Annotated in this window: 9 protein-coding genes; 4 read left to right on the forward strand and 5 right to left on the reverse strand. The window is 59.3% G+C overall.

The genetic code is table 11. The features are described from left to right. Positions 1-54: 54 nt before the first annotated feature. Positions 55-1,494 carry a cardiolipin synthase gene (gene cls, locus RHM55_RS14565; protein WP_322177055.1) on the forward strand — a complete coding sequence of 480 codons (1,440 nt, stop codon included), beginning with the start codon at positions 55-57 and terminating at the stop codon, positions 1,492-1,494. Positions 1,495-1,552: 58 nt separating this feature from the next. Here the strand turns inward: cls and cfaB are convergent, their stop codons facing one another. The 5 genes from cfaB to RHM55_RS14590 form a co-directional block, all read right to left on the reverse strand. Beyond that, positions 1,553-2,737 (reverse strand): C17 cyclopropane fatty acid synthase CfaB, encoded by a 1,185-nt coding sequence (gene cfaB, locus RHM55_RS14570; protein ID WP_322177056.1) that lies wholly within the window; start codon positions 2,735-2,737, stop codon positions 1,553-1,555. Positions 2,738-3,015: 278 nt separating this feature from the next. Beyond that, complete coding sequence (locus RHM55_RS14575) at positions 3,016-4,938, reverse strand: cation-translocating P-type ATPase (RefSeq protein ID WP_322177057.1); 1,923 nt, start codon at positions 4,936-4,938, stop codon at positions 3,016-3,018. Beyond that, entirely contained in the window at positions 4,935-5,948 is a 1,014-nt protein-coding gene (locus tag RHM55_RS14580) for a protease modulator HflK (RefSeq protein ID WP_322182955.1), read from the reverse strand. Before RHM55_RS14580 ends, RHM55_RS14575 begins: the two co-directional genes overlap by 4 nt. A gap of 40 nt (positions 5,949-5,988) precedes the next feature. Continuing rightward, a complete protein-coding gene (locus tag RHM55_RS14585; RefSeq protein ID WP_322177058.1) occupies positions 5,989-7,038 on the reverse strand; it encodes a protease modulator HflC in 1,050 nt (349 codons plus the stop codon). Positions 7,039-7,049: 11 nt separating this feature from the next. Next, positions 7,050-9,044: a protease modulator HflK gene (locus tag RHM55_RS14590; RefSeq protein ID WP_322177059.1), complete on the reverse strand. Its 1,995-nt coding sequence runs from the start codon at positions 9,042-9,044 to the stop codon at positions 7,050-7,052. 553 nt (positions 9,045-9,597) lie between these two features. On the opposite strand from RHM55_RS14590, the gene RHM55_RS14595 reads away from it, so the two are divergent. The 3 genes from RHM55_RS14595 to RHM55_RS14605 all read left to right on the forward strand — a co-directional run bounded on the left by RHM55_RS14595 (position 9,598) and on the right by RHM55_RS14605 (position 14,234). Further along, complete coding sequence (locus RHM55_RS14595; RefSeq protein ID WP_322177060.1) at positions 9,598-11,217, forward strand: glucan biosynthesis protein D; 1,620 nt, start codon at positions 9,598-9,600, stop codon at positions 11,215-11,217. 378 nt (positions 11,218-11,595) lie between these two features. Next, complete coding sequence (locus RHM55_RS14600; RefSeq protein ID WP_407074661.1) at positions 11,596-12,927, forward strand: O-antigen ligase family protein; 1,332 nt, start codon at positions 11,596-11,598, stop codon at positions 12,925-12,927. Positions 12,928-12,935: 8 nt separating this feature from the next. Then, positions 12,936-14,234 carry a hypothetical protein gene (locus RHM55_RS14605; RefSeq protein WP_322177062.1) on the forward strand — a complete coding sequence of 433 codons (1,299 nt, stop codon included), beginning with the start codon at positions 12,936-12,938 and terminating at the stop codon, positions 14,232-14,234. Positions 14,235-14,381: the final 147 nt, after the last annotated feature.

Genomic DNA, 14,381 nt, shown 5'->3' on the forward strand with positions numbered 1-14,381 from the left:
TCCCGACGGGCTGTGGTCTGTTAGAGACCTAAAAAGTTTAAAGCAAGGTTGCACATGGATTACCACAGCCCGCACTTCTTCGGCTACTTGATCGCTTTCACTCATCTGCTAGGCCTGATTGCTGCCATCCATGCACTGCTTACCGTACGCACCGCCCAAGGCTCGATAGCCTGGGCCATGCCGCTGTTATTCATCCCCTACGTAGCCCTCATTCCTTATCTGGTCTTCGGCCGTAGCTCATTTGATGCTTACATCAAAGCCCGTCGCCAAGCTAACCGGGAGATGCACGCGGCCATCGGCGATCTGAATTGGCGGCCCTGGATCGAAGAAGCCGTCACCGCCCGGCGCAGTAGCGCTTATGCCTCACTACGGGCCATGCCCAAGCTCGGACGTATGCCGTGCCTGGCGAACAACGAGGTAAAGCTGCTGATCAATGGTGAAGCCACGTTCGCCGCGATCTTCGAGGCTATTCGCCACGCCAGACAAGCGATTCTGATTCAGTTTTTTATCATTCATGACGACGATCTGGGTCGACGCCTGCAAGCGTTGCTTCTGGAAAAGGCCGCCGAAGGTGTGGCCGTCCATGTCCTCTACGACGGGATCGGCAGCCACGCGTTACCCAATTCCTACAGCACCACCCTGCGCGACGGCGGGGTGCAGATCAAGGCCTTCGCCACCCGTAGCGGCTGGCTTAATCGCTTTCAGGTGAACTTCCGCAACCACCGCAAAATCGTGGTGGTGGATGGTCTGCGTGGCTTTGTTGGCGGGCACAATGTGGGCGATGAATACCTGGGCAAACAACCACCGCTAGCCCCTTGGCGAGACACCCATGTGCAGGTAATCGGTCCCGTGGTCGCCTGCTTGCAGGAATCGTTCGCCGAAGACTGGTTTTGGGCCACTCGGCAGTTACCACCCTTGATCCTGCCCGACACCTATCCCGAAAATGGCGTGCTCTGCCAAGTACTGGCCACAGGCCCGGCGGACGCTCAGGAAACCTGCTCACTGTTTTTCGTCGAAGCCATCCATTCCGCCATGGAACGGGTGTGGATCACCAGCCCCTATTTCATTCCCGATGAAGCCGTGTTTGCCGCGTTGCGCCTGGCGGTAATGCGCGGTGTCGATGTGCGGATTCTATTGCCATCGCGTCCTGACCATTACGTGGTCTACGCCGCCTCCAGCCTGTTCGCGTTCGAGGCCGTGCGCGCAGGGGTACGCATCTTCCGCTATGAGCCGGGCTTCTTGCATCAGAAGGTGGTGTTGGTGGACAGCGAGATCACCGCCATCGGCAGCGCAAACCTGGATAACCGTTCGTTCAGGCTGAATTTCGAACTGATGCTGTTGACGGTCGACAGTGACTTCGCCAACGAAGTGGAGAAGATGCTCAATGACGACTTCGCCCTCGCCCATGAAATCGCCCTGGAGGAGAGAAAGCAAACGCATCGTCTGCAGCAGCTCGGCATGCGCATTGCGCGCCTGATCTCGCCCATTCTCTAAGCGCTGATGTCGTTCCGGGGTCACGAAACCCCGTAGCGACTGTCCCTGAATCACGCGATCAACGGTAGATATCAGCCCGCGTCATGGGCAAATCAAGGCTGCCGTCGGCATACGGTTTGACGGCCAGAATCTGATGCAGATTGATCCAGCCCTTGGCAAACGCATACGCACAGCCGGCCAGGTACAAACGCCAGATGCGTAAGATTTGCTCTGGAACCATGGTCGCAGCCTCCTCCAGCCGGCTTTCCAGACGCTCGCTCCAGTGTTCAAGTGTCCGAGCGTAATGCAGGCGCAGGCTTTCGACGTCGATGATCTCCAGACCCGCTTCACTGAGGTAAGCGCTGATCATCGACACGTGCGGCAACTCGCCATTCGGAAAGACATAACGCTCGATAAAATTGCCCGCGCCACGTCCCACTGGACGGCCATCGGTGTGCTTGGCGGTGATGCCATGGTTCATGACCAAGCCGCCTTCGCGGACCGCACCAAACAAGCGCTTGGCATACAGCTCCAGATTGGCGTGACCGACATGTTCGAACATGCCCACGCTGACGATTTTATCGAAGCGACCGTCCTGAGGCAGATCGCGGTAGTCCAGCAATTGCAGCTCAACCTGGTCCTGCAAGCCTGCCGCTTCGACCCGCTCACGGGCCAAGGCCAATTGCTCGCGACTCAGGGTGATGCCAAATACCTTTACCCCGTACTCGCGCGCAGCAAACCGCGACAGCCCGCCCCAACCGCACCCGACATCCAGCAGGTATTCACCCGGCTGCAAACGCAACTTGCGGCACAGGTGATGAAATTTGTCCTGCTGCGCTTGTTCGAGGGTCTCTGCGCCGGTCTTGAAATAGGCGCAAGAGTAGACCATCTCGCGGTCAAGCCAGAGCTGGTAAAACGCGTTGGACAGGTCGTAATGGTAAGAAATCGATGCCGCATCGGTGGCTTTATCGTGCTCTGAGCGCACGGGCTGGTCGCTGTCATCCTCATCCAGCAGCGCTTGACTCAACTCATCGCAAACCCGGATAACTTCGCGGATTGACCCTAGCAACTCCAGTCGGCCCTCAACGAAGGCGCCACCGAGCAAGTCCAGGCTGGGATGAGTGAATTGCGACACCAGTTGCGGATCTTTCACCACAATGGTGACGCTGGGCGCCGGACCAAGATCAAGCTCATGGCCGTCCCACAGTTTCAGCCGCAGTGGCAGGTGCAAATTTTGCAGGGCTGATGGAAGTTGCGCGAGCATGTAGTAACCCCCTTATCCAGAAGCGCAGGAAAAGAGTAGTCCATCAGCAGCCCACGCGATGGGGCTGCACAGCTATTGGCTTTATAGCTTCTGACGATGCCATGAAGCGTTGGGTCAACCGCCTTTAACCCGATGTTGCGAGCCAAACTCCAGCCTTCAATGGATTACCCACTGTAAGAATGACCCCTAATCTGTAACAGAGTTCTTCAAAGCTCAAGCTGATTTTTATACTTAACCGAGAGGTCTGGCTCGGCACTCTCGGCTAAAGGGTCGGATATTCAGGCCTGTGGCTTGATTTCCAGTTTCAACAACGGCTCCTGAAAACGCAGCAAACGACCTGCATTGCCAAGGACTAACAGGGTGCTGAGATTATGCAGCACGGCGGCAATCATCGCCCCTTCCGCACCCAGCAAACCGAAAGCGGCAAGGGCCACGATGGCCAGCGTCCAGCCCAGACCGATGATGACGTTGACGTGCAATGTCTGCCGGCATTGGCGGCTCAAGCGCACGCAGGTGCCCAAGCGACGCAGGTCACTGCCGATCAACACGATGTCAGCCGAAGCCAGCGCGATGTCCGCGCCGCCCGCGCCCATCGCAACCCCTACCACGCCGGCTTTGAGCGCCAGCGAATCGTTGATGCCATCGCCCACCACCATGGGCCGAAAGCCGCTCCTGATTTCACCCATGACCCGATTGAGTTTGTCTTCAGGCAACGCCTGGGCCTCGATATCACTGATACCCACTTCGCAGGCCAGGCTGTCGGCCACACTTTGACGGTCGCCGGTCAACAACAGTTGTCGACCCAGCCCCAGCTCACGCAACTCGGCGAGCGCCTGGCGGGCTTCCCGCTTGAGACTGTCGGCCAGCAACAACCAGGCGAGGAAAACACCGTCGACCGCGAGCCCGGCAATCGGGCCATCATGCGTCGGTACCGGTGACGTGCTAATGCCCAACGCATCGAACAGCTCAGGGCGGCCCAATGCGGCTTCGCCATGCTCGGTTCGCGCCACCACGCCCAAGCCCTGACGTTCACGAATGTCGGTCAGCGCCAACAACTGATCTTTGTCCACCAACCCAGCCAACGCGCGGCTGACCGGGTGACTGCTGGCCGAGCCGAGGCTGGCAGCCAATGGCAACACGTAGTTCTGCGGAGTCGATGCCGCTTCGACGGACTGCAAGCGCAAGCTGCCATAGGTCAGCGTGCCCGTCTTATCCACCACAAGAGAGGTCAGGTCCGCCAACTCTTCGAGAAAGGCCGAGCTACGAATCAAAATTCCATGCCGAGCTGCCACCGCGATCCCGGCAATCGCCGTCGCAGGGGCTGATAGCACCAGCGCGCAAGGGCACGCGGCGACCAGCACCGCCAGCATCGCTTGCGCGTCGTTGGTAATGAACCAGGTCACGGCCGCGATCATCAACACCAAGACCATGTAACTGCCGGCATAGCGCTCCAGCAGACGAGTAATCGGTGGCTTGGAGCGCTCGGCGCTTTGCATCAGCGCGATCACTTTTCCTAACGTTGATTCATTGCCAATACGCGTAACCTCGATCCGCAACAGGCCATCAAGGTTGATCGCGCCGCCGAACACGTCCATGCCGACCTTGGCCTCCAGGGGCACCGACTCGCCGGTGATCGGTGCGGTATCAAGACTGGCTTGCCCGGAGCGCACCACGCCATCGGCCGGGACCCGATCACCCGCCCGCACCTCAACCTGATCGCCGGCGACCAAGGTTGAGTTATCCACTTCGCGAACCGTGCCATCGGCGTCAATCAACCGCGCCTGGCTGCGGGTCAGCAGGCCCAGGGATTGAATGGCTTCCTGCGAACCGATGACGCTGCGCTCTTCCAGCACATGGCCGAAGATCATGATGATCGGCAACAAGGCGGCGGTCATCAGATCGCCGGTGGCCCAGGCACCTAGCATCGCCAGCGCGATCAACTGGTCAGTGATGCCGTGCAGGCTTGGGTAACGCAGGCTGTGCCAACCGGCACTGACCACCGGCACCGCGACCAGCAACGACGCCACGCCCAGCAGTACCTGACTGACACCGGTCTGTTCGGGCGCAACAAAACGCCAGACCAGGCCCAGACCGAGCAAACCCAGGGCAAGCATCGCCAGGGTCAATTGTCGGGCCGCACTGCGTTGTTCAGAACCGGTCAGCATGCTGACCGCGGACTCAGTGGCTGCGTGGGCACTCATTGTTCTGCTCCCTGAATGATCAGGCGGGAATCGTCATGGGGGTCGACGGTGGTCACCGAGCCTGCCTGGCCGAGAATTTTTGGCAGACGCTCACGATAAATCCGTAACAGCAGACCCGGGTCGCTTTTGTCATGAATCGACTGCGTCAGACTGGTGACCGTTGCCGTGTCGGTCTGTGCTTTGGCCAGGCGTTCGGTGGCCTGGGCATGGGCCACTTGCAAGGTGCGGTCAGACTGTTGCGTCGCGGTCTGGGTGAGCTTTTCTGCGTCGGTACGTGCGTTGGCCACCGCCTGATCCGCTTTCTGACTGGCCGTAAGAACGGCGTTAAAAGCCGCGACCGCTGTCGTGGGCAGACTTGACTGCACATCGACCCGAGCGACTTCGATACCCAGCCCGACGCCGGTCGCGGCCAGATCGGCCAAGCGCTGGTTGATGCCATGAACCAGATCGCCACGCAAACGCTCACGGCGTTCAGCGGCCTTGCTGTCGGGGCTGACCATCTCTGGCCGGGCCACCAGAATCGTGTCCAGATCGCGGGCAGCGGTCAGCGCCACAGCACTGCGATTCACCAGTCGATCCAATGCAGGCAGAACATGCTCGCCCTGCAACACGAAGGCATACGGGTCCGTCACTTTGTAGTACGCCGTCACATCGAGTTGTACGACGCCAGCATCACCGGTCAACAAAAAGCCGGAGCCAGACAGCGCATCGCTCATCGGTGTGGCGAAACTGGCGACCCGATCAGCATCAAGGGCCAGCCTGGATCGCAGTAGCGTTTCGACCCGGCGCTCGATCACCCGGTCCGCAGAGGGCAACAACACCACCTGCTCGAAAGGTTGCGGCCATGCCGTGAGCAGTCCGGCGTTCTGGATGCGTTCCAGCGCCCCGAAACGCATGACCACGGCGCGATTCTGCGGATCGATCTGGCGCACATTCGACAGCGCCCAGCCTAGCGCGGCCAACACCGTGACGGCATACAAACCGAGAAACGCCAGACGGCTCGCCTGCAGCCAGGGGCTGTTGACGGGGGGCGTTGAGGCGTAACGTCACTCATGGTTGCGATCCGCTTTTACCATCCAGCGTCGGCGGGCCGTCGACCAGCACGCGGAACGGCGCCGCGTCGGTGCGCAGGATCAGCTTGGTGCCCGGCGTCACTACCGTGCCCAAGGTGTCCAGCGAGCGCAGCAGGTTGTATAGCTGCGGCGAACCCGCGTAGGCACGGCCGTAGATTTGCGCCGCTTCGACGCGCGATTGCGCTTCGATGTCAGCAGCTTTGACCGTAGCGTCTGCTTCGACGATGCGCGCATCACGCTCGGCGGCCGCACGGATCTGCGCCGCTTCACGCTTGCCCACGGCCGTACGCTCGGTGGCAATGGTTTCCCGCTCGGCGCGCATCCGGTCTACCGTCGCATTCAGGGTCACGGACGGCAGGGTCAGACGCTCGATACCCACCTGCAAGACGCGGACGCCGTAAGTAGTGAGCAATTGCTGATCGATCTGTTGGCGCAACTGGTTTTCAAAGTCGGCGATCCGTACCTGGCTGGCGTCGGTATTGACCAGGCTGGCCAGATCGAAGCTGCTGGCCGTGGTTTCCAGCGCCGAGCCGACAAACGTGCGGATCTGCCGTGCGGCTTCGTCCGGCTGGTTCTGCACCGCGCGCATGAAGCGCTGCACGTTGTCCGGGTCGCCCTGAACCTGCCAGGCCACATAGGCCTGAACGATGATACGCAGGCCATCGCGGGTACCGACATCCTGCAAACCACTGGAGGTGGTGCGCAGGCGAAGATCCACCGGAATGGTCGCCTCGAACGGTGCCGGCCAGCGCCAGCTCAGACCCGGCTCGAGCAACACGCGGGAGGGGTTACCGAAGCGCGTGATAACGGTGGCTTCGCCCGAGCGTACTTGCACCAGGCTCGCGGCGGCCACGGCAAACGCGATGAGCAGCGCTGCCAATGCGGTTCGACGCCACGGGAACCCGGCTGCCGCAGAGGCATCGCCATGATGATGACCGTGGTGATGTCCCGCGTGGCCATGGTCGTGGCCAGCGTGATTCTGATGGTCTTGATGGCCGTGGTGATCATGGGAGTGAAACAGACTCAAGGGATGACTCCTTAATGAACGGCTTTACGCGGCGCCGTTGGGTCTGCCGGTAGCGTGAACGTGCGTAAATCAATGGTCGGCGCAGTGTCGCCGCCCAGTCGATGATCGAGAACCAGCAACTTGGCGTGGGCCAAACCCTGGCTCAGCTGGGTCAGGTATTGCTCCAGCAAAAATGCCTGACCGGCGTGGGCATACGCCTGGCGTTCAGCGCTAAAGCGCAAGTCCGCCCCCTGCGCCGTGGCCAGCACCTCGCGCGCACCGGCGGTGGCCTGGTCTTGCGCCACGCTGGCATTGAGTTGCGCCAGATTGGACTGCTCGCTGGCGGCACCGCGCTCTCGGGAAATCAACGCCTGAGCACTGATTTGTGCGGCTTGCACGCCATGGTAGGCATTGGCCGCACCGGCTGGCGGATGAATCGACTCGACCACGGTCGCGAGAATTTCCACGCCGCTGTCCAGCGTCCTCAGATCCGCTTGCACCGCATTACCAATATCGGCAGACAGCGTAGCGCGCTGCTCGCCGAGTAACTGATCGAGGGTACGCGAGGCAAAATCATGCACCAACACCCGGCTCGCCGTGCTGCGAATCAGCGTCGGCACGTCGGCACTGTTATAGGTCGCCGCCATCGCCGCCTGATCCGTCATGCCAATGCGATAAACGAATCGCACGTCCATGTTGACGATCTGGAAGCTCTGCTTCTGCGCAGAGGACCCAGTGCCGGACGGGTCACCCGTGCTGCTGGCGATCACCTGAGAGTTTTCATTGATATGGCTCGCATCCCACAAGCGATTGGCGCTCAGCGGAGCCGGGCCTTCGGCAGGCTCACGAACCTGTTCGGCAGCGTTGCCCTCGGTGACACTGGTTGCCAGCTCATGCACCACGCCGTTTTCCACCGCCAGCACCCGACCGAATGGCCATGGCAAGCCCGCGTGCAACCCAGGGCCGAACACCTCCACCGGCTTGCCAAAACGCTCGTAGATGCCGCGCCCCTGCATGGGAATTTCATGCACACCGGTCAGCATCCAGCCGAGCGCCACCACCACTCCCATAACCGGCAAAAAGGCGCGGCGCATGTAGGTAAACGCCCAAATTTGACGCAGATCGATGCCGAATCGATTGTGCAGTTCATTCTGCAAAGCCAGCAACGGCTGCGGCGGCCAGCGCAGCAGACCAGCCATAAAACTCTGGGCCAACAGGCGCGGCTCGATACGTTCGTTGCGCGGGCTGAACAAGGACGTCAATGCACGCAGCAGCAACTCCAGCGCCACCAGACCGGGTAATAGACCCATCAGCACGGCAAGCCGCGCCGGCCAGATGCGGTCGGGCGTCGAGAAGAACAGGCACAGCGCACTGAGCAGCAGGCAGGCAATCGCCACCCGCGTCAGTTGTGCCAATGACTCGGCTTCAGGCCATTCAGCAGTCAGCTCATGGCTCAACTGGCGCTCCAGCACCAGCAGCCCGAAAGCCAGCAGGAGGCTGATCCCCCCCGCCACGTTGCCCGTCGGCCCAAGGTTCGAACCGACAAGGTTCAAGTTCCAGACCATCTTTACCGCAAACATCACCAGCAGCGCCCAGCCGCCAAGCCACAACGTTGGCAAACCAACCTGGGTCAGCAGCGACGAGCCACTGCCGCTAATCCGGCCGAGCAAGCGCTCGTACCAGCCGGGTGCTTGTGCCGGAGCCGATTCTTCCTCTTCAGGGGGTTGCCCGACGACGCCCGCGCCCCGCTCCGCGACCAGGGTCTGCGCGCGCCAACGGGCACACCAGTAAGCCGACTGCAAACCCGCGACCACCAACCACAGGGCTGCAGCGTTGTTGACCAGCACTGCCGACCACAATGAAGTGGATGAAAAAAGCATGACAAACAACGCCAGGATAAAGGCCAACAACCCCAAGCCTGCCAGGCCATAAGCCAGCCGCAACAAACGTCGGGCGTGAAACTCGGCTCTTTGAAAGCGCGGCAAGCCATCAAGGCCCACACTTTCAACATCCAGATCAACCCGCATCGACACTCCAGACCTTGTTCAATAGTGAAGACAAACTGCCCATCAAAAACCGCCCTTTGCATCGACCCTGGCAGCGTGTTGCCGGGCAATGCTCCATGAACGTTACGATATAACAGAAATCTCGGGATTTTTGTCGACCGATTGCACCTTTTGCGGACACGCTGGCTTGACCTTCACGCGTCGCCCTAATCATATTTCGGTCATCATTCAACTGCTTAACGTGATCAGAATGGTTTTCCGCAGGCCGTCTACACGTCCTCCGTTATCCAGAAGTTAGCCCATGAGTAACGATGACGCTGCCATTCAATTGAGCAAATAATTGAGGGGCAACGGCTATGCCCTTGGCACCTCGAAACCGACTTTCTCAAGAAATATCCATCCATTAATATCGCCTCCTGATAAACCGATATCGATTTTTTCACCCATTTCGCGAACCAGCGGCCCACTTTGTTATCTAGTAATGGGCAGTTCCATGCGACCGAGGGCTTGATCGGGCGCATTTCCCACGCGTATGTGCAGGGCGGCACAGCATCACCTGAGAGGCTTCACCTTTATGAATCGCAGGAATCTTCTGAAAGCATCGTTGGCCCTGGCGGCCTATACCGGCTTGCCCGCTGCCGGGCTGTTTGCCGCACGCGCCATGGCAGCCACGGCCGACGGCGAGATCGAGCATTTCGATTTCGAGGCCCTGCAAGCTCATGCCAAGCAACTGGCCGGCAACCCCTTCGTCGATACCAGCCAACAATTGCCGCCGACCTTGGCGAAGATGACCCCACAGCAATTCAACGCCATCCAGTACGATCCCGCGCACTCACTGTGGAACGACATCAAGGGTCAACTGGATGTGCAGTTTTTCCATGTGGGCATGGGCTTCAAACAGCCCGTGCGCATGTACAGCGTCGACCCTCAAACCAAGGAGGCGCGCGAGGTGCACTTCCGCCCGCAGCTGTTCAACTACGAAAGCAGCGGCGTGGATAAGGCCCAGCTCAAGGGCGATCTGGGGTTTGCCGGCTTCAAGTTGTTCAAGGCACCGGAAATTGCGACTCACGACGTTTTGTCATTCCTCGGCGCCAGCTACTTTCGTGCCGTCGACAGCTCCGGGCAGTACGGCCTCTCCGCTCGCGGCCTGGCCATCGACACCTATGCCAAGCGCAAGGAAGAATTCCCCAACTTCACCAAGTTCTGGTTTGAAACACCGACCAAGGACCATACCCGCTTCGTCGTCTACGCCCTGCTGGACTCCCCCAGCGCGACAGGCGCCTATCGCTTCGACATCGATTGCCAGGCCAGTCAGGTGGTCATGGCCATCGACGCGCACATCAATGCGCGGCAAGCCATCGAGCAGTTGGGGATCGCGGCGATGACCAGCATGTTCAGCTGCGGCACCCATGAACGGCGAATGTGCGACACCATTCATCCCGAGATCCACGACTCCGACCGTCTGGCTATGTGGCGTGGCAACGGCGAGTGGATCTGCCGCCCGCTGAACAACCCGGCCACCCTGCAATTCAACGCCTTTGCCGACAAAGACCCCAAAGGCTTCGGCCTGGTACAGACCGATCACGAATTCTCCAGCTATCAGGACACGGTGGACTGGTACAGCCGCCGGCCGAGCCTGTGGGTCGAGCCGACTACCGCGTGGGGCGAAGGCTCTATCGACCTGCTGGAAATCCCCACCACCGGCGAGACGCTGGACAACATTGTGGCCTTCTGGACACCGAAAGCCCCCGTCACCGCAGGAACTTCGCTCAACTTCGGCTACAAACTCTACTGGAGCGCCCTGCCACCCGTTGGCACCCCGTTGGCCCGCGTGCACGCTACCCGCTCAGGCATGGGCGGCTTCATCGAAGGTTGGGCTCCAGGCGAGCATTACCCGGAAGTCTGGGCCCGTCGCTTTGCCGTCGACTTCACCGGCGGAGGTCTGGAAAGACTGGCCGAAGGCACAGGTATCGAACCAGTGATCACGGTATCCAGCGGCGAAGTGAAAGACTTCAATGTATTGCTGATCCCGGACATCAAAGGCTACCGCATAACGTTCGACTGGTACCCCAACAGCGACTCGGTCGCGCCGGTCGAACTGCGTCTGTTCATTCGCACCCATGACCGGACACTGAGTGAAACCTGGCTTTATCAGTATTTCCCTCCCGCAGCCGACAAACGCCGCTATAACTAAGTAACCAAGGGCGGGGTTTAAGGCTGGCGCGTGCAAAAGCGTCAGCCTTCTTTACAGGTATGTAAAGTTTTAGAGCCATAGAGCTCCCCTGGTTCTGGCTTGTTGATGCACTAAAAAACCACGTCAATTTTTCATCACCTATATATTTCAATAACTTGGGATTACAAGAAATCACAGGCAAAGGTCTTCCGTTAAAAGATTGACGAATTGATTTGACAGCGTTCGCAAGTGACGTTGATATACCGCTAATTGCCTCTCACATCACGCCCTCCGTCCTCGATTGAACCCCCATTAGTGGCTGTTCTATAGGCGGTAGCTTTGCCGTGCGCGATGGCGAACAAACATCCTTTATCTACGCGCTTCAGAGGGCAGCAAAACATGATGTCGAACTCCCCTTCCGCCTCAACTGAAAAGCCTTCGATTCTTTCATTCAATAAATCGACATTGGTCATCTGGGTGGCCATCAGCCTGATCGTGGTCGAAACCTTCTCCGGCGCCCTACGCTATTACTTCGATATGGCGGGGATTTCGACGCTGCTGTACCTGCCTAAAATGGGGTGTGCCGTGCTCTTCGCGCTGGAGCTACTGACCTTCAAAACCTCGCGCCTATTCTGGATCGGGTTGTTGTTACTGCTGTTATCCAGTCAACTGGCCCTCCTCCACGGCGCCAGCCTGAACAATGTAGGTTTCAGCCTGTTCGCCATCAGCCCGTTCCTGTTCGCGATAGTCTGCAGCGAGCACCTGATCAATCAAAGAAGCCTGTTAGGCAAGTGTGTCGCCCTGTGCCTGGTCGCCTCGGTGGTCGGGGTTCTTCTGGATAAATACACCACGGTGCCCTGGAAGGGTTACACCTACCAACTCGGATCGATTGAGCTGAGTGCCAACCGTGCGTGGACTGCAGACGACGTCGATCGACTCGCCGGGTTTGCTCGTGTGTCCAACGTATTGTCGATCACGATTGCGATCTTCAGTCTTTATCTGCTGATGTTCATCCGCTCCCGGATGTTGTTCGCCACGGTGTGTGTCGTAGCGTTTTTCAGCATTCTCCTGACCACCAGCAAAACCCCAACCGTGGCCTTTCTATGCACCCTGGGGCTGCTGGCCCTCATTCGCTACCGCTGGACCAGCGCATGGATTTTCGTGATCGCCGTGTCGATGGGCGTGATTTTGCCCGCCATGGGGGTGCTACATGACTTTGACCCCAATGCGGCCAGCAGCAACAGTGGCGGAGGCCTGGCCTCGTTTTATGATCGCCTGGTCAATACCTGGCCACATCTGATCATCCTGATCGCCAATGAGGGCTGGAGCTGGCTGGGCGTGGGTTTCGGTATGTTCGGCAGTGCTGTTTTTGTGTCCCCTGTGCCCCATGCCGATATGCTCGGCACATCGGACAACACCGCCGTTTACCTGTGGGCTATTTTCGGCTTCGCGGGGGTGTTGCTGTACATGCTGCAACTGCCGCTACTGTTCCTGCTGCGTGATTACTCGACAACCCGTATGGACCGCGCGCTATTGGCCGTCACCTTTTGCATCTGTGTGATCAGTTGGACCACGGACATGTTCGAGGTCACCATGTCCAACCTGTTTCTGGGGCTGGCAATCGGTCACACGCTCAACCGCACACTCAGCCCCCAAGACCACGCCAGCCCCGCACTGGCGCTCACGCCCCCCCTCGACACCCTGTCGTCAGCCCTGCCCGACCAGCGTTGAGAAGCCCAATGAAAACAAACCTTCGCCTCAGTATTTTCGTATGCCTTATGGGCCTGCTGCTCACCAACACAACCCGCGCCGAAGACGTCTTCATCGTGGGGGTTGGCACCCACTTGATGGAATCCCAAACCCTACAGAAACGCGCCCTGCAATCCGCTGCAGACGCTGGCATCACGTCCGTGCGCGACGATGCCTTCTGGTCGACCGCCGAACCTGCGCGCAATCAGCTGCGTATTCTTCCGTCGTGGGAAACGTACCTTAACGGCGCCAGAAACCTGCAGTTGAGCACCATGCTGATTTTTGGTTACGGCGCCGTTCCCTACGACGGTGCCAAGCCGCGCACGCCCAACGTCAAAGCCGCCTACCATAACTACATCGATTTCGTGAGCCGCCGGTTTGGGAGCAGAGTCGATTTTTACGAAGTCTGGAACGAGTGGGACATGGAAGGCACGAAAGACCCGGCGTTGAGCGCCGACTATGCCGCGCTGGCCAAAAGCGTCGTCCCATGGGTTCACAAAAACAATCCACATGCAAAAGTACTCGCCGGCGCCGTGACATCCAAAGGCATGCTCGACGGCTTCGTTGATCGCTTGATCGATGCCGGGACGCTGAACGAGGTGGACGGTCTGTCCCTGCACCCTTACGTGCATTGCATGAGCATGGCGCGCAACACCCCTGAAAGCTGGGCCAACTGGATGCGGGGCTACGAAGCCCAGGTGCGTGACCGTGCCAAAAAAGCGGTCCCGATTTACCTGACCGAAATGAGCTGGCCCAGCCACCAAGGCAACTGCGGGATCAGTGAAGCCAAACAATCGTCCTACCTTGCGCGCAGCTATTTCCTGGCGCGGACCATCCCCAATATCAAAGGGATGTGGTGGTATGACCTGCTCAACGACGGCCAGGACAAAGGCGAACAAGAACATAACTTCGGCCTGCTGCGACCGGACCTCCAGCCAAAACCCGCTTACAGCGTCCTCAAGGCCATCAGCCCGATACTGCGCGAATACACCTACGACGCCGACGCCAGCGTCCAGGCCGACGACGTCTACCTGCTCAACTTCCACAAAGGCCCGGAGCGCGTCGTCGTCGCCTGGACAGCCAGCCGATCACGGCAGAAAAACGTGCTCAGCAGCACCCAACTCAAAGGCAACGTTCAACTCATCGACACCGCAGAACCCGGCAAAGGCCTGCATGACAGCGGCGAGCCTTGGGCCTGCAATGCCTCCGGGTGCAGTGCGTCAGTGACCCTGAGCGACTTTCCGAAAATCATCCGATTGGGCACGCCAAGCGTGGTGTCCAAGCGCTGAGCGCTCAGCCGTTCGATTTGAGTTAATCCAGCTCCGCCAAAAATGCCCGGCAGACCGAAACGTCTGTGCGGGCATTTTTTTGGGTACGGAAAAATCCATTGAAGCTGGAGGGCATGGCGTTATTAACCCCTGCCGTCCTCCAGAAAC

This window comes from Pseudomonas sp. MH9.2 (assembly GCF_034353875.1).
In the GTDB taxonomy this organism is placed as follows: Bacteria; Pseudomonadota; Gammaproteobacteria; order Pseudomonadales; family Pseudomonadaceae; genus Aquipseudomonas.